16 protein-coding genes are annotated in these 16,379 nt (G+C 68.6%); 13 read left to right on the top strand and 3 right to left on the bottom strand.

What is annotated here, in order from left to right; translation table 11 throughout:
- Window positions 1-2: 2 nt before the first annotated feature.
- Complete coding sequence (ribH, locus tag BN3385_RS21720; RefSeq protein ID WP_059019908.1) at window positions 3-482, top strand: 6,7-dimethyl-8-ribityllumazine synthase; 480 nt, start codon at window positions 3-5, stop codon at window positions 480-482.
- Complete coding sequence (locus BN3385_RS21715) at window positions 479-943, top strand: PH domain-containing protein (RefSeq protein ID WP_059019905.1); 465 nt, start codon at window positions 479-481, stop codon at window positions 941-943. Before ribH ends, BN3385_RS21715 begins: the two co-directional genes overlap by 4 nt.
- On the opposite strand, the gene BN3385_RS21710 is transcribed toward BN3385_RS21715, so the two are convergent.
- Window positions 930-1,391, bottom strand: coding sequence for a GNAT family N-acetyltransferase (locus tag BN3385_RS21710; protein WP_059019903.1), 462 nt, complete (start codon window positions 1,389-1,391; stop codon window positions 930-932). The genes BN3385_RS21715 and BN3385_RS21710 overlap by 14 nt on opposite strands.
- Before the next feature lie 26 nt (window positions 1,392-1,417).
- Between BN3385_RS21710 and uvrC the strand changes: the two genes are divergently transcribed.
- From uvrC to whiA, 4 genes are read left to right on the top strand one after another with little or no spacing between them, the layout of a single operon-like run.
- Complete coding sequence (gene uvrC / locus BN3385_RS21705; RefSeq protein WP_059019901.1) at window positions 1,418-3,415, top strand: excinuclease ABC subunit UvrC; 1,998 nt, start codon at window positions 1,418-1,420, stop codon at window positions 3,413-3,415.
- The gene (gene rapZ, locus BN3385_RS21700) at window positions 3,412-4,332 is read left to right on the top strand and encodes an RNase adapter RapZ (protein WP_059019899.1); all 921 of its coding nucleotides are present in this window, start codon (window positions 3,412-3,414) and stop codon (window positions 4,330-4,332) included. The genes uvrC and rapZ overlap by 4 nt, the downstream gene beginning before the upstream one ends.
- Window positions 4,329-5,414: a gluconeogenesis factor YvcK family protein gene (locus tag BN3385_RS21695; RefSeq protein WP_059019898.1), complete on the top strand. Its 1,086-nt coding sequence runs from the start codon at window positions 4,329-4,331 to the stop codon at window positions 5,412-5,414. The genes rapZ and BN3385_RS21695 overlap by 4 nt, the downstream gene beginning before the upstream one ends.
- Window positions 5,411-6,388 (top strand): DNA-binding protein WhiA, encoded by a 978-nt coding sequence (whiA, locus tag BN3385_RS21690; protein ID WP_082690760.1) that lies wholly within the window; start codon window positions 5,411-5,413, stop codon window positions 6,386-6,388. Before BN3385_RS21695 ends, whiA begins: the two co-directional genes overlap by 4 nt.
- A gap of 3 nt (window positions 6,389-6,391) precedes the next feature.
- On the opposite strand, the gene BN3385_RS21685 is transcribed toward whiA, so the two are convergent.
- Window positions 6,392-7,411: an oxygenase MpaB family protein gene (locus BN3385_RS21685; RefSeq protein ID WP_059019894.1), complete on the bottom strand. Its 1,020-nt coding sequence runs from the start codon at window positions 7,409-7,411 to the stop codon at window positions 6,392-6,394.
- Window positions 7,412-7,477: 66 nt separating this feature from the next.
- Here BN3385_RS21685 and BN3385_RS21680 point away from each other — a divergent pair, with 66 nt between their 5' ends.
- The 5 genes from BN3385_RS21680 to secG all read left to right on the top strand — a co-directional run bounded on the left by BN3385_RS21680 (window position 7,478) and on the right by secG (window position 11,602).
- Window positions 7,478-8,203 carry an ABC transporter substrate-binding protein gene (locus BN3385_RS21680; protein ID WP_059019892.1) on the top strand — a complete coding sequence of 242 codons (726 nt, stop codon included), beginning with the start codon at window positions 7,478-7,480 and terminating at the stop codon, window positions 8,201-8,203.
- Window positions 8,204-8,308: 105 nt separating this feature from the next.
- The gene (gene gap, locus BN3385_RS21675; RefSeq protein WP_059019890.1) at window positions 8,309-9,331 is read left to right on the top strand and encodes a type I glyceraldehyde-3-phosphate dehydrogenase; all 1,023 of its coding nucleotides are present in this window, start codon (window positions 8,309-8,311) and stop codon (window positions 9,329-9,331) included.
- A 5-nt stretch (window positions 9,332-9,336) separates the two neighbouring features.
- The gene (locus tag BN3385_RS21670; protein ID WP_059019888.1) at window positions 9,337-10,545 is read left to right on the top strand and encodes a phosphoglycerate kinase; all 1,209 of its coding nucleotides are present in this window, start codon (window positions 9,337-9,339) and stop codon (window positions 10,543-10,545) included.
- 7 nt (window positions 10,546-10,552) lie between these two features.
- Window positions 10,553-11,338, top strand: a complete 786-nt coding sequence (tpiA, locus tag BN3385_RS21665) for a triose-phosphate isomerase (RefSeq protein WP_059019886.1) — start codon at window positions 10,553-10,555, stop codon at window positions 11,336-11,338.
- Window positions 11,339-11,368: 30 nt separating this feature from the next.
- Window positions 11,369-11,602 carry a preprotein translocase subunit SecG gene (secG, locus tag BN3385_RS21660; RefSeq protein WP_059019884.1) on the top strand — a complete coding sequence of 78 codons (234 nt, stop codon included), beginning with the start codon at window positions 11,369-11,371 and terminating at the stop codon, window positions 11,600-11,602.
- Here the strand turns inward: secG and BN3385_RS21655 are convergent.
- Window positions 11,589-12,962: an HNH endonuclease signature motif containing protein gene (locus tag BN3385_RS21655; protein ID WP_059019882.1), complete on the bottom strand. Its 1,374-nt coding sequence runs from the start codon at window positions 12,960-12,962 to the stop codon at window positions 11,589-11,591. The two genes, secG and BN3385_RS21655, sit on opposite strands and share 14 nt — an antisense overlap.
- 129 nt (window positions 12,963-13,091) lie before the next feature.
- Here BN3385_RS21655 and ppc point away from each other — a divergent pair, with 129 nt between their 5' ends.
- Complete coding sequence (ppc, locus tag BN3385_RS21650; RefSeq protein ID WP_059019879.1) at window positions 13,092-16,025, top strand: phosphoenolpyruvate carboxylase; 2,934 nt, start codon at window positions 13,092-13,094, stop codon at window positions 16,023-16,025.
- On the top strand, window positions 16,026-16,190 hold the full coding sequence (locus tag BN3385_RS28330) for a hypothetical protein (protein ID WP_156432843.1): 165 nt from the start codon (window positions 16,026-16,028) through the stop codon (window positions 16,188-16,190).
- Window positions 16,191-16,379: the final 189 nt, after the last annotated feature.

Genomic DNA, 16,379 nt, shown 5'->3' with positions numbered 1-16,379 from the left:
AAATGAGCGGCGGCGCAGGCATTCCGGACCTTCCGGAGATGGATGCATCCGAGCTGTCGCTGGCCATCGTCGCCAGCACCTGGCACGCGAAGATCTGCAATGCACTGCTCGACGGTGCCCGTCGGGTCGCCGAGGATTCCGGTATCGCCGAGCCTACGGTGGTCCGCGTGCTCGGGGCCATCGAAATCCCGGTTGTGGCACAGGAACTCGCGCGCACCCACGATGCGGTGGTGGCCCTCGGTGTGGTGATCCGCGGACAGACACCGCATTTCGACTACGTGTGCGACGCGGTGACGCAGGGGCTGACCCGGGTGTCGCTGGACGAAGCGACGCCGGTGGCCAACGGGGTGCTGACGACCAACAACGAGGAGCAGGCCCTCGACCGGGCTGGTCTGCCCGGTTCGGCCGAGGACAAGGGCGCCCAGGCGGCGGCCGCTGCTCTCTCGACCGCCTTGACGCTGCGTCACCTTCGCGGGGCATGAGCGAATCCACCACGGAATGGGATGTCGTGCTTCGGCCGCGACTGGTCCCGATCGTCGCCTACATCGCGGCCTTCATCGTCGCCACGGCGGGCATCACCGTCGGAATCTTTTCCACGATCAAATTCACCGGCGCCTACATCCAGCCTGCTGACCAATTCGCGATGGGATTGCTCGGCATCGTTCTGGGTGCGGCCATCCTGCTGCTCGCCATGCCGCGGGTGCGGATCGGTCCCGCCGGGATCGGGGTGCGCAACCTCCTGGTGGAGCGGGTCGTGCCCTGGGACGAGGTCGTCGACGTGAGCTTCCCCGAGGGCTCGCGTTGGGCCCGGGTGGACATCGCCGACTTCGAGTATGTGCCCGTGGTGGCCATTCAGTCGGTGGACGGCGAACGAGCTGTCGAGGCGATGGAGACCATGCGCTCGCTGCTGGCGACCTACCGGCCGGACATCACCCGATCCTGAGCGTCATCGCCACTTCGGTGAGGCTGTCGTCGGGGACCTCGGCGAACCCGAGGCCCTCGTAGACCGCGCGGGCCACGTGGTTGTCCCGCGCCATCCGTAGCGTCACCACCCGGGCCCCGCAGCGCCGGGCCCAGTCCAGGGCCGCGGCGACGAGCTGCCGGCCCAGCCCTCTGCCCCGGACCCGTGGATCCAGCCATAGCGAGTACAGGTACACCGTGCCGGGGTCCTCCTGATGGGCGGCAATCAGGCCGGCCGGCCGGTTGGTGACGAACACCACGAATTGGGCGTGGTCGCGCAACCTTTCCCGCCAGTGCGCCGGCGTCATCGTCGACTCTGCCAGGTACTGCTCGTCCGACGTGCCCAGGGCATCGGCCAGCGCCCGCAGTCGGAGGTGGGCGAACTGCTCCCAGTCCGACTCGGTGAGGCGGGTGATGCGCGCCGTGGGCACGCCATCGACGGTACTAACCTGAGAATGTGCCCGATCCCGCGACGTACCGCCCGGCGCCCGGATCCATCCCCGTCGAGCCGGGTGTCTACCGATTCCGGGACCCCCACGGCAGGGTGATCTACGTCGGCAAGGCCAAGAGCCTGCGCAGCCGACTGACCTCCTACTTCGCCGACCTGTCCAGCCTGCACCCCAGAACTCGGCAGATGGTGACCACCGCCGCCAAGGTGGAGTGGACGGTGGTCAACACCGAGGTCGAGGCGCTGCAGCTGGAATACAACTGGATCAAGGAGTTCGACCCGCGGTTCAACGTCCGCTACCGCGACGACAAGTCCTACCCGGTGCTGGCGGTGACCCTGAACGAGGAATACCCGCGGCTGTTCGTCTACCGCGGTCCGCGCCGCAAAGGTGTCCGCTACTTCGGGCCGTACTCGCATGCCTGGGCAATCCGGGAGACTCTCGATCTGCTGACCCGGGTGTTCCCGGCCCGCACCTGCTCCGCGGGAGTGTTCAAGCGGCACAACCAGATCGGCCGGCCCTGCCTGCTGGGCTACATCGACAAGTGTTCAGCGCCGTGCGTCGACCGGGTCAGCGCCGACGAGCACCGCAAGATCGTCACCGACTTCTGCGACTTCCTGTCCGGCCGGACCGACCGGTTCGCCCGCGAGCTCGAACACCAGATGAACGCCGCCGCCGCCGACCTCGACTTCGAACGGGCCGCCCGGTTGCGCGACGACATCGGGGCGCTCAAACGGGCGCTGGAGAAGCAGGCCGTGGTGCTCGGGGACGGCACCGACGCGGACGTGGTCGCGTTTGCCGACGACGACCTCGAGGCCGCCGTGCAGGTGTTCCATGTCCGCGGTGGGCGGGTGCGCGGTCAGCGCGGCTGGGTGATCGAGAAGCCGGGCGATCCCGGCGACTCCGCCGAGGCCCAGTTGGTCGAGCAGTTCCTCACTCAGTTCTACGGTGAGCAAGCCGAATTGGGCAGCGCGGCAGATGAATCCACCAACCCGGTGCCACGTGAGGTGCTGGTGCCCTGCCTGCCGCCCAACGCCGAGGAGCTGGCCAACTGGCTGTCCGGGCTGCGTGGCTCCCGGGTGGCACTGCGGGTGCCGCAACGCGGCGACAAGAAGGCGCTCGCCGAGACCGTCCATCGCAATGCCCAGGAGGCGCTGCAGCAGCACAAGCTCAAGCGGGCCGGCGACTTCACGGCGAGATCGGCTGCGCTGCAGAACATTCAGGAGTCCCTCGGTCTGGCCGATGCCCCGTTGCGGATCGAATGTGTGGACATCAGTCACGTGCAGGGCACCGATGTGGTGGCCTCGCTGGTGGTGTTCGAGGACGGCCTGCCGCGTAAGTCGGACTACCGGCACTTCGCGATCCGGGAGGCTGCCGGCGAGGGCCGATCCGATGACGTCGCGTCCATCGCCGAGGTGACCCGGCGCCGATTCCTGCGGCACGTCAGCGACCAGCAGACCCTCGATGAACTGGCCCCGGAAGGCAAGTCGCGCAGATTCGCCTACCCGCCCAACCTCTACGTAGTGGACGGCGGCGCACCCCAGGTGAACGCCGCCCAGGCGGTGCTCGACGAACTCGGCGTCGACGACGTCGCGGTGATCGGGCTGGCCAAACGCCTCGAGGAAGTGTGGGTGCCGTCCGAAGCCGACCCGCTGATCATGCCGCGCAACAGCGAAGGGCTGTACCTGTTGCAGCGGGTCCGTGACGAGGCGCACCGGTTCGCCATCTCCTACCACCGCAGCAAGCGGTCCAAGCGGATGACGGCCTCGGCGCTGGACTCGGTGCGCGGGCTGGGCGAGGCGCGCCGCAAGGCCCTGGTGACCCACTTCGGATCGTTGGCGCGGCTACGGCAGGCCAGCGTCGAGGAGATCACCGCGGTGCCGGGAATCGGCGTCGCCACCGCCGCTGCCGTGCTGGAAGCGCTAGGGGTGTCGGCGGATTCGCCGGGAACGGCTGCGACGGCCGAGCCCGTCGACGATGATCGGACTGCACAGCAGGCATCGCTATGACCGAACACGACACAGACGAAGACAGGCGGACCGCCGTGGTGGCCGAGCCCGAGGCGGGTATCGACGTAGTGCTGGTCACCGGACTGTCCGGGGCGGGGCGGGGGACCGCCGCCAAGGTGCTCGAGGACCTCGGCTGGTATGTGGCCGACAACCTGCCCCCGGAGCTGATCGCCCGGATGGTGGACCTGGGCCTGGCGGCCGGATCGCGCATCACCCAGTTGGCCGTCGTGATGGATGTGCGCTCCCGCGGCTTCACCGGTGACCTGGACTCGGTCCGCAGCGAACTGGCCACTCGTGGCATCCACCCGCGGGTGCTGTTTATGGAGGCCTCCGACGACATCCTGGTGCGGCGCTACGAGAACAATCGGCGCAGTCATCCGCTCCAGGGCAACCAGACTCTGGCCGAAGGGATCGCGGCGGAACGGGCCATGCTGGCCCCGGTGCGAGCCACCGCCGACCTGGTGATCGACACCTCGACCCTGTCGGTGCGCGCGCTGCGGGAAAGCATCGAGCGGGCCTTCGGCGGGGAGGCCGTCGCCCAGACCAGCGTTACTGTCGAATCGTTCGGATTCAAATACGGGCTGCCGATGGACGCCGACATGGTGATGGACGTCCGGTTCCTGCCCAACCCGCACTGGGTCGACGAGCTGCGCCCGCAGACCGGTCAGCATCCGGCGGTCCGGGATTACGTCTTGAGCCAACCCGGCGCCACGGAGTTCCTGCAGACCTACCATCAGCTGCTGAAGCTCGTGGTGGACGGCTACAGCCGAGAGGGGAAGCGATACATGACGGTGGCCATCGGTTGCACGGGCGGCAAGCACCGCAGCGTGGCGATGGCCGAGGCGCTGGCCGGCCTGCTCGACGAGAACCGGGGACTGACCGTGCGCGTGCTGCACCGGGATCTGGGTCGCGAATGAGTGTGACGACCGGTGAGGTCAGCCCGCGCATCGTCGCGCTCGGCGGTGGGCACGGCCTCTATGCGACGCTGTCGGCGGCACGCCGGATCACCCCGCATGTCACGGCCGTGGTCACCGTGGCCGACGACGGTGGATCATCCGGCCGGCTGCGCAGCGAGCTCGACGTGGTGCCCCCGGGTGATCTGCGAATGGCGTTGGCGGCGTTGGCTTCTGACAGTCCGCACGGCCGGTTGTGGGCCACGATCATCCAGCACCGGTTCGGTGGTAGCGGTGCCCTGGCCGGCCACCCGATCGGCAACCTCATCCTGGCCGGCCTCAACGAGGTGCTGGCCGATCCGGTGGCCGCGCTCGACGAGCTCGGCCGGGTGCTCGGTGTGAAGGGCCGGGTACTCCCGATGTGCCCGATCGCGCTGCAGATCGAGGCTGACGTCGCCGGGCTGGAAGGTGACCCCCGGATGAGCCGGGTGATCCGCGGCCAGGTGGCCGTGGCCACCACCCCGGGCAAGGTGCGCCGGGTGCGGCTGCTGCCCGGCGATCCGCCCGCCACCCGTCAGGCGGTCGACGCGATCATGGCGGCCGATCTGGTGGTGCTGGGTCCGGGTTCCTGGTTCACCAGTGTGATCCCGCACGTGCTGGTGCCCGGACTGGCGGCGGCACTGAAGAACACCACCGCGCGGCGGGCCCTGGTACTCAACCTGGCCGCCGAGCCGGGGGAGACGGCGGGCTTCTCGGCAGAGCGCCATCTCCATGTCCTGACCCAGCACGCTCCCGGCTTCTCCGTACACGAGATCATCGTGGACGCCGCTTCGGTGCCCTCGGACCGCGAACGTGATCAACTTCGCCGCACCGCGAGCGTGATAGAAGCGTCAGTTCAGTTTGCTGACGTGTCCAGACCTGGTACACCTTTACATGACCCGGCGAAGCTGGCCGCAGCGCTCGAAGGTGTGCGCACACGGGGAACCGTTCCCGCGACACAGACTCTTCCGGCCGCTGCCCCAATGCGAGCTGGGGCAACGCGACAGGGGGACGGGGTGGAGGGACCGAGTGGCAACGGACCGAGAGGTGACGACCCGTGGCGATGACTGCCGAGGTGAAGGACGAACTGAGCCGTCTGGTGGTCAACTCCGTGAGCGCTCGACGGGCGGAGGTGGCCTCGCTGCTGAGGTTCGCTGGCGGCCTGCACATCGTGGCCGGCCGGGTGGTCGTCGAAGCCGAGGTCGATCTGGGCATCATCGCCCGGCGGCTGCGTAAGGACATCTACGACCTCTACGGCTACAACGCGGTGGTCCACGTCCTGTCGGCCAGCGGTATCCGCAAGAGCACCCGCTACCTGGTCCGTGTCGCCAAAGACGGGGAGGCGTTGGCCCGTCAGACCGGCCTTCTGGACATGCGGGGCCGGCCGGTGCGCGGCCTGCCCGCCCAGGTGGTCGGCGGCAGTGTCGGTGACGCCGAGGCCGCCTGGCGCGGAGCGTTTCTCGCGCACGGCTCGCTCACCGAACCCGGCCGTTCCTCGGCGCTCGAGGTGAGCTGCCCCGGGCCCGAGGCGGCGCTGGCTCTCGTCGGCGCGGCGCGCCGGCTGGGGGTGAGCGCCAAGGCCCGTGAGGTGCGTGGCACCGACCGGGTGGTGGTGCGCGACGGCGAGGCCATCGGCGCGCTGCTGACCCGGATGGGCGCCCAGGACACCCGGTTGATCTGGGAGGAGCGGCGGATGCGTCGCGAGGTTCGCGCGACCGCGAACCGGCTGGCCAACTTCGATGACGCCAACCTGCGTCGCTCGGCGCGCGCCGCGGTAGCTGCCGCGGCCCGGGTCGAACGGGCGCTGGAGATCCTCGCCGACACCGTGCCCGAACATCTGGCCGCCGCGGGCCGGCTGCGGGTCGAACACCGCCAGGCGTCGCTGGAGGAGTTGGGTCGGCTGGCAGATCCGCCGATGACGAAAGATGCTGTGGCAGGGCGTATTCGGCGACTGCTGTCGATGGCCGATCGCAAAGCCAAGCAGGACGGCATTCCCGACACCGAGTCGGCGGTTACTCCCGACCTGCTCGAAGACGCCTGAGCTTCACACCGAAAGTTGTTCGCCGGTAGTGATTTCGGGCTGATTGGCGGCCAGTGCCCAGCGGATCGTGCCGACCAGCACCCGTCCGGCGAGGCGAATTCCGGTGGCCTCGGCCAGGGGTAGGTACGGCAGACGCAGGGGCAACCGGGCCCACGCCGGCAGCATCGCCACCGCCGCGGCGGCGAGCACGCCGTACGGCACGCGGGCCACCAGTGGCAGCGGCGGGGGCAGGACCCGGGCAAGGGGTAGGTACGGCAGACGCAGGGGCAACCGGGCCCACGCCGGCAGCATCGCCACCGCCGCGGCGGCGAGCACGCCGTACGGCACGCGGGCCACCAGTGGCAGCGGCGGGGTCAGTAGCAGGAAGCGGGCGGCGTCCCGGGCGGCCTCGGTGCTGCGCAACTCCGGGCGGTAGGCCGCCAGCCGCTCGGCGAGTTCGGCCTCGGTACGCGGCGGGTTGGGCACACCGAGCGCCTCGGCGGTACGTGCCGCGTCGGCGATGTAGCCGTCGCGACCGTCCTGATCCAGCGGTGCCGCGCCGTAGAGCTGATGCGCCAGCAGGAAACTGTCCACCTCAGCGATGTGCACCCACTCCAGCAGATGCGGGTCGTCGGCGCGGTACGGCCTACCGTCGGTTGCGGTGCCGTGGACCCGGCGGTGGATGCCGCGAACCCGGTCGACGGCGCGCTGGGCGTCCTGCGCGGTGCCGAAGGTGGTGACGGCCAGGAACGTGCTGGTGCGCTGCAGCCGGCCCCACGGGTCGCCGCGGTAATCCGAATGCTCGGCGACACCGGCCATCGCCAGCGGATGCAGCGACTGCAGCAACAGGGCGCGCAGGCCCCCGACGAACATCGACGCGTCGGCGTGCACCTGCCGGATGGGACGGTCGTCGGCGAACCATCGGGGCCCGGGGGAGTTGTGGATGCGCTCCCGGTTCTCCGGGCCTTCGGGACCCGCGACCATCGCGAACAGGCCCTGCCCGAGGCGCTTTCGGACCGGGCCGAGGTCCGGGGTGATCGCCATGAGCGCGACGCTACGCGGTGCGCCGAGTGGCTGTCGATCACGTCGGGCGTTCGTTACGGTTTCGCCATGACCGGCGGTGCGGATGTCCTGCGTGTCGGTGCGGCGTTCCCCGATCCGCCGTTCAACTCGGCGGGCGCCGATGGCCACGGTGGGCTCGACCTCGACCTGATGTCGGCGATCGGTCGCGCCCTGGGCCGCACGGTGGAGTTCGTCCGCTACGCGGGCCGTGACTTCAACGGCATCTTCGACGCGCTGGACTCCGGCGAGTTCGACTGCGTCACGTCGGGCACCACCATCACCGGTTCCCGGGCGCTCAAGGCATCGTTCTGCGAGCCCTACCTGATCTCCGGGCAGGCGCTGGCCGTCGACACCGCACGGCTGCCCGAGGTGCGGTCGATCGATGACCTGGACGGGCTGACCATCGGCGTGCAGAAGGGCAACACGAGTCAGCCGATCGCCAACCGGCTGGTCGCCGACGGCAAGGCCGCGCGGGTGCGGGTCTACGACTACGGCAGCATTCGCACCGCGCTGCGCGATCTGACCACCGGGCGCTGTGATGCGGTGATGAAGCTGGCGCCGGTGCTGACCGACCTCGTCGAACCGCTATCGGGCATCGGCGTGGTCCAGCGCGGCATCACCGCCGAGAAGGTCGCCATCGCCGTCCCCACTAGTGACGCCGCGCTGCTGGCTCGGATCAACGCCGTGCAGGCCGAGTTGGAGGCCGACGGGACATTGCCCTCGATCCGGCAGCGCTGGACCGGCTCGGCCCGTCTTGACCAGACCGGCGCCTGACCCAGTTCGACGGGAGTTGGAACCAACTCCGCAACCGGTCGCGCATGGCGGTGGCGTCGCCACTAGGCTGACCCCGAGCACTCGAAGCGACTCAAGGAGACAGACGTGACGATCCGGGTTGGCGTTAACGGCTTCGGCCGCATCGGACGCAACTTCTACCGGGCCCTGGCCACCCAGCAGGCGTTGGGCAAGGCCAAAGACATCGAAATCGTGGCGGTCAACGACCTGACCGACAACGCCACCCTCGCGCACCTGCTCAAGTTCGACTCGATCCTGGGTCGGCTTCCCGAGGACGTCAGCCTCGAGGGCGAGGACACCATCGTCATCGGCAACACCAAGATCAAGGCCCTCGAGGTCAAGGAAGGTCCGGCCGCCTTGCCGTGGGGCGACCTCGGCGTCGACGTCGTCGTCGAGTCCACCGGTATCTTCACCAAAGCCGAGAAGGCCAAGGGCCACCTCGATGCGGGAGCCAAGAAGGTCATCATCTCCGCGCCGGCCACCGACGAGGACATCACGATCGTGATGGGCGTCAACGACGACAAGTACGACGGCAGCCAGAACATCATCTCCAACGCCTCGTGCACCACGAACTGCCTCGGCCCGTTCGCCAAGGTGCTCAACGACGAGTTCGGCATCGTCAAGGGCCTGATGACCACCGTGCACGCCTATACCCAGGACCAGAACCTGCAGGACGGCCCGCACAGCGATCTGCGCCGGGCCCGTGCCGCCGCGCTGAACATCGTGCCCACCTCCACCGGTGCCGCCAAGGCCATCGGCCTGGTGCTGCCCGAGCTGAAGGGCAAGCTGGACGGCTACGCGCTGCGCGTACCGATCCCCACCGGCTCGTGCACCGACCTGACCGTCGAGCTGGCCAAGGAGGCCAGCGCGGCCGATATCAACGCCGCGATGAAGGCCGCCGCCGAGGGCAAGCTCAAGGGCATCCTCAAGTACTACGACGCCCCGATCGTGTCCAGTGACATCGTCACCGACCCGCACAGCTCGATCTTCGACTCGGGCCTGACCAAGGTCATTGGCAACCAGGCCAAGGCCGTGTCGTGGTACGACAACGAGTGGGGCTACTCCAACCGCCTGGTCGACCTGGTCGGCCTGGTCGGCAAGTCCCTCTAACAGCGATGGCCGTCAAGACTCTGTCCGATCTGCTCGCCGAGGGCGTGGAAGGTCGGGGCGTTCTGGTGCGCTCCGACCTGAACGTCCCCCTCGACGACGGGGTGATCACCGACCCGGGCCGCATCATCGCCTCGGTACCGACGCTCAAGGCGCTGGCCGACGCCGGCGCCAAGGTCATCGTGACCGCGCACCTGGGCCGACCCAAGGGCGGCCCGGAGCCGAAGTACTCGTTGGCCCCGGTCGCCGCGGCGCTGGGGGAGCAGCTGGGCCGCCATGTGCAGCTCGCCGGTGATGTGGTCGGCACCGATGCGCTGGCCCGTGCCGAAGGACTCACCGACGGCGACGTGCTGCTGCTGGAGAACATCCGCTTCGATCCGCGTGAGACCAGCAAGGACGATGCCGAGCGGCTGGCTCTGGCCAAGGCGCTGGTCGAACTCGTCGGCGATGACGGTGCGTTCGTGTCCGACGGGTTCGGGGTGGTGCACCGCAAGCAGGCCTCGGTGTACGACGTGGCCACCCTGCTGCCGCATTACGCGGGCACGCTGGTGGCCGCCGAGGTCAAGGTGCTCGAACAGCTGACCAGTGCCGGCGAGCGGCCCTACGCGGTGGTACTCGGCGGCTCGAAGGTCTCCGACAAGCTCGCCGTGATCGAGAACCTGGCGACCAAGGCCGACAGCCTGATCATCGGCGGCGGCATGTGCTTCACCTTCCTTGCCGCCCAAGGGCTTTCGGTGGGCACCTCGCTGCTTCAGGAGGAGATGATCGACACCTGCCGCCAGCTGCTGGACACCTACGGTGACGTGATCCACCTGCCGGTCGACATCGTGGTGGCCGAGAAGTTCGCTGCTGACTCGCCGCCGGAGACGGTGGCCGCTGACCAGATCCCGTCCGACAAGATGGGTCTGGACATCGGACCGGAGTCGGTCAAGCGGTTCAGCACGCTGCTGTCCAACGCCCGCACTGTCTTCTGGAACGGGCCGATGGGGGTGTTCGAGTTCCCGGCGTTCTCGGCCGGGACCAAGGGCGTGGCAGAGGCCATCATCGGTGCCACCGCCAAGGGGGCGTTCAGCGTGGTCGGTGGCGGCGACTCGGCAGCCGCCGTGCGCCTGCTCGGTCTGCCCGAGGACGGTTTCTCGCACATTTCGACCGGCGGCGGTGCATCGCTGGAATACCTTGAGGGCAAATCGCTGCCCGGTATCGAGATTCTGAATTAGGAGCCCTGTGTCCCGTAAGCCGCTGATCGCCGGCAACTGGAAGATGAACCTCAATCACTTCGAGGCCATCGCGCTGGTTCAGAAGATCGCATTCTCGTTGCCGGACAAGTACTTCGACAAGGTCGATGTCACCGTCATCCCGCCGTTCACCGACCTGCGCAGCGTGCAGACCTTGGTGGACGGCGACAAGCTGCGGCTGACCTACGGCGCCCAGGACCTCTCCGAGCACGATTCGGGCGCCTATACCGGCGACATCAGCGGGGCGTTCCTGGCCAAGCTGGGGTGCACGTTCGTCGTTGTGGGTCACTCCGAGCGTCGTACTTACCACCATGAGGACGACGCCGTGGTGGCGACGAAAGCCGCCGCCGCCTTCCGGCACGGACTGGTCCCGATCGTCTGCATCGGAGAACAGCTCGACGTGCGCGAAGCCGGCAACCACGTGGAGTTCAACGTCAACTCGCTGCGCGGTTCGCTGGCCGGGCTGACCAACGAGCAGCTGGCCAACGTCGTGATCGCCTACGAGCCGGTGTGGGCCATCGGCACCGGACGGGTGGCCAGCGCCGCCGACGCCCAGGAGGTGTGTGAAGCCATCCGCAAGGAACTGGGGGCGCTCGCCACCCCGCAGATCGCGGCAGGTGTGCGGGTGCTCTACGGCGGCTCGGTCAACGCCAAGAATGTCGGCGAGATCGTCGCCCAGCAGGACGTCGACGGTGCGCTGGTCGGCGGGGCGTCGCTGGACGGCGAGCAGTTCGCCATGCTGTCGGCGATCGCCGCGGGTGGCCCGCTGCCCTGATCGGGGCCACCACCAGGTATTCTGGTCGGCATGGTTTTGGCCCTGCAGATCATCCTGGTGATCACCAGCCTGCTCATCGTGCTGCTGGTGTTGCTGCACCGCGCCAAGGGCGGCGGCCTGTCGACCCTGTTCGGCGGCGGTGTGCAGTCCAGCCTGTCGGGCTCGACCGTGGTGGAGAAGAACCTCGACCGGCTGACGCTGTTCGTCGTCGGCATCTGGGTGGTGTCCATCGTCGGTATGGCGCTGCAGATCAAGTACTCCTGAACCCGTCTTCGTCCTTCCCGAGTAATCGCTCGGGATGATGCACGTCATTGACCCGCGGCGGGCCCGTCCCGTCTGACCAGGCGATGCGCCCGTCTTCCGTCACGGTGGTGTCGTAGACACCGTCGGTCACCGCGTCATGGTCGCCGTCGCAGCCGAAGTAGAGATTGTCGGCATCGGTCGCCCCGCCTGAACTCCAGCCCCGGGCATGATGCACCTCGCAGTCGTAACCCCGCACCAAGCAGTTCGGTTTGGTGCATCCGCCGTCGCGGGCATGGCAGATGATCCGGTGATCGGCGGTGGCGAGCCGTTTGGACCGGCCGAGGTAGAGCGGCCGTTCCGAATGGTCTTCGAAGACCGCGAGATAGTGCACCGATCCGGCCGCCATCCGGATGACATCGCGCATCGGAAGCCGGCCCGTTCCGCCGGTTCTGGCCGCTGCCGGCATCGGTACGCCGGGATCACGCGCCGCGCGGGCCGCCTGGTCGAGTTCGGACATCGTCGTCGTCACCACAACGGTGACCGGCATCCCGCGGTGACTGCCGAACGACCCTGACCCCATCGCCGCCTTCAAGGCGATCTTCACGGCGTCATGGCGGCGTTGTTCCGGGGTTCTGGTGTCGCGTTCCTCGCCGTCGGGCTGGTGCCGCCCTGGGCGGACGGCCGCGGTCACCGCCTCCAGATACGCCCGGGTCTCCGGATCGAGCCAGCCGGACAGCCGGCTCATTCCGTCCGGGCCCTGCCGGCCGAGCAGCACGCCGCGGCGCCGGGCCCGATCCTCGTCGGTGAAGGTGCCGTCCGGATTCAGGCAGTCGGCGATCGTCGCACCGATCACGGCGACGAATTGCGAATCCTGTTCGCGCGCATGGCGCACCAGGGTGCGCTCGGCCTTGTCGCGGTCGACGGCAGACACCGCGGACGGCAGCAGGTCGAGGGCCCGGGTGATCACGGCGATGTGGTCGTCTCCGACCTCGCCGGACGCCACCGCGGCAGCGAGCTCCGGGAGTTCCGGTGGCAGCGCGGGCCCGGTGAGGGAACGCCGGGGCCGGATCCGGGCCGCCACCCGGAACCGTCGCCGCACCTCCCCGGCGGTGAGCCGCAGCCGGGTGGCCAGCGCATCACGCACCGCGACCCGACCGGCCCCGTCCGCCGGTTGCTCGATCTCGCCAAACATGCGATACGACAGCCCCCGGTTGATGCGATGCTGAGTCTCTAATCGTTCGGCGACCTCGATTCGAAAAGCATTGCCCGCCAGATCAGTACACGTCGAGCGCAATCGGTCATAGGCCAGGTCGATCGCGTCGAGTTCGGTGCGAACCAACGCCTGTACCGCCTCGGCAGTCAACGGTTCGCACCTGGTCATGGCTCCACGGTATCGAACATATGTTCCCATCGGGCCGGTCGGCGGCCCGGCTGTGGATGAAACGGCGTCTGGGGATAGACCGACGGCTCTCACCCTGCGCCATGCCCCCGGCCCATCGATACTGGAGGCATGGCAGAGGTCTCGGACACCACGCTCGAACCGATCGGTGCCGTGCACCGCACCCAGGTCGGGCGGGAGGCCACCGAACCGATGCGTCAGGACATCCGGCTGCTCGGGGCGATCCTCGGCGACACGGTGCGTGAGCAGAACGGTGCGGAGGTGTTCGACCTCGTCGAACGGGCCCGGGTGGAGTCCTTCCGGGTTCGGCGCTCCGAGATCGACCGGGCCGAACTGGCCCGGCTCTTCGATGGTGTGGACATCCATCAGGCGATCCCGGTGATCCGCGCCTTCACCCACTTCGCCCTGCTGGCCAACGTGGCCGAGGACATTCACCGGGAGCGTCGCCGGGCCGTGCACGTCGCCGCGGGTGAGCCGCCCCTGAACAGCACGCTGGCCGCGACCTACCGCAAGCTCGAGGCCGCCGAACTCGACGCCGACACCGTCGCCGCGGCGCTGCGGGGCGCACTGGTGTCGCCGGTCATCACCGCCCACCCGACCGAGACCCGCCGGCGCACCGTGTTCGACACCCAGCACCGCATCACCCAGCTCATGCGGTTGCGCCTGCACGGCCAGACCGAGACCGAAGACGGCCGGCCGATCGAAACCGAGCTGCGTCTGCAGATCCTGACGCTCTGGCAGACGGCGCTGATCCGGTTGTCCCGCTTGAAAATTCAGGACGAGATCGAAGTGGGCCTGCGCTACTATCCAGCGGCCTTCTTCGAGGTGATCCCCAAGGTCAACGCCGAGGTGCGAGACGCGTTGCGAGCCCGCTGGCCGGGTGCCGACCTGCTGCCGCAGCCGATCCTGCGACCCGGTTCCTGGATCGGCGGTGACCGCGACGGCAACCCGAACGTCACCGCCGATGTGGGGCGACTGGCCACCGAGGTGCGAGACGCGTTGCGAGCCCGCTGGCCGGGTGCCGACCTGCTGCCGCAGCCGATCCTGCGACCCGGTTCCTGGATCGGCGGTGACCGCGACGGCAACCCGAACGTCACCGCCGATGTGGTGCGACTGGCCACCGGTAGCGCTGCCTTCACGGCGCTGGCGCACTACTTCGCCGAGTTGACGGCACTGGAGCAGGAGCTCTCGATGTCCGCCCGGCTGGTCAAGACCTCCGATGAGCTCACCGAACTGGCCGCCACCCTCGATGAGCCGGCCCGCTTCGACGAGCCCTACCGGCGGGCGCTGCGCGCCGTGCACGCCCGGCTGACCGCCACCGCCGCGCAGATCCTGGACCGCCAGCCCGAGCACATCCTCGATCTGGGCCTGCCGCCGTATGCCACCCCGGCCGAACTGCTCGCCGATCTGGACACCATCGGAGAATCGTTGCGGCGCAACGGCAGCGCGCTGCTGGCTGACGACCGGCTGGCACGGCTGCGCGACGCCGTGGACGCCTTCGGCTTCCACCTCAGCGGCCTGGACATGCGGCAGAACTCCGAGATGCACGAGCAGGTGATCGCCGAGCTGCTGGCCTGGGCCGGTGTCCATCCGGACTATGCCTCACTACCCGAGCCGGAACGCGTCGAGCTCCTGGTGGGCGAGCTGTCGACCCGTCGTCCGCTGATCCGCGATGACGCCGAACTGTCCGAACTGGCGCGCAAGGAACTCGACATCGTGTTCGCGGCGGCGCGTGCGGTGCGGGTGTTCGGCGCACAGGCGGTTCCCAACTACATCATCTCGATGTGTCAGTCGGTCTCCGACATGCTCGAAGCGGCGATCCTGCTGAAAGAGGCTGGGCTGCTCGATGTTTCAGGTGAAACCGCCTACGCCCCGGTCGGAATCGTGCCGCTGTTCGAGACGATCGACGACTTGCAGCGCGGCTCGTCCATCCTGGAGTCCATCCTGGATCTGCCGCTGTACCGGGCGATGGTGCACGCCCGCGGCGAGAGCCAGGAGGTGATGCTGGGCTACTCCGACTCCAACAAGGACGGTGGGTACCTGGCCGCAAACTGGGCGCTGTACCGGGCCGAGCTCGACCTTGTCGAATCGGCCCGCAAGACCGGAATCCGGCTGCGGCTCTTCCACGGCCGCGGCGGCACCGTCGGCCGCGGCGGCGGCCCCAGCTACGACGCGATCCTGGCCCAGCCGCCCGGCGCGGTGAACGGCTCGCTACGGCTCACCGAACAGGGCGAGGTGATCGCCGCCAAGTACGCCGAGCCCCGCATCGCACACCGCAACCTGGAGACCCTGCTGGCCGCCACCCTGGAGTCCACCCTGCTCGACGTGGAGGGTCTGGGGGATGCCGCCGGTCCGGCCTACGAGGTGCTCGACGACCTGGCCGCCCGGGCGCAGCGGGCCTACTCCGAGCTGGTGCACGAGACACCCGGCTTCGTGGAGTACTTCAAGGCCTCCACCCCGGTCAGTGAGATCGGCTCACTCAACATCGGCAGCCGGCCCACCTCCCGTAAGCCGACGACGTCGATCTCGGACCTGCGGGCCATTCCGTGGGTGCTGGCCTGGAGCCAGTCGCGGGTGATGCTGCCCGGCTGGTACGGCACGGGCACCGCGTTCGAGCAGTGGATCGCCGAGGGGCAAGGGCGCCTCGAGGTGCTCCAGGACCTTTATGCCAAGTGGCCGTTCTTCGCCACCGTGCTCTCCAATATGGCCCAGGTGCTGGCGAAATCGGATATGGGACTGGCCGCCCGCTACGCCGAACTGGTCGACGATGCCGAACTGCGGCACCGGGTGTTCGACAAGATTGTCGCCGAACACGAGCGCACCATCCGGATGCATAAGCTCATCACCGGCCACGACGATCTGCTCGCCGACAACCCGGCACTCGCCCGTTCGGTGTTCAACCGGTTCCCCTACCTCGAGCCGCTGAACCACCTGCAGGTCGAGCTGCTGCGGAGGTACCGCTCCGGGGACACCGACGAACTGGTGCAGCGCGGCATCCTGCTCACGATGAGCGGTCTGGCGACCGCCCTGCGCAACAGCGGCTAGATGGTCGGGAACCGATCGGCGCCCGCCCGCGTCGAACCGGATATGACCCAACCCGGTGAGGTGTCGATGGAGAACACCGCTGCACTGATCGGCCCGCTGCCGATGGTGCCCCCACCCGTCCTGGCCGACTGGACCGTCGCCGACCCGGCCGACGGCTGGTGGTGAGGCCGTCGGGTTTGCCAGCGTTCGCCATCCGGGTGTCACGGTTACCTCAGGCGCTGTTCGCCTGAGTCGCAACATTTTTCATGACGCACATCCTTGGCAATATTTGGGTATTGTCCTGCTCGGAGTTGTGACATCATTCACCGTCCACCGGTATTGCCGGCTGGGCGTCGTTCCGCTACCCGGAGGCTC

The organism is Mycobacterium sp. M26, assembly GCF_001494595.1.
Lineage (GTDB): Bacteria > Actinomycetota > Actinomycetes > Mycobacteriales > Mycobacteriaceae > Mycobacterium.
This window is presented reverse-complemented; position numbering and strand designations above follow the sequence as displayed.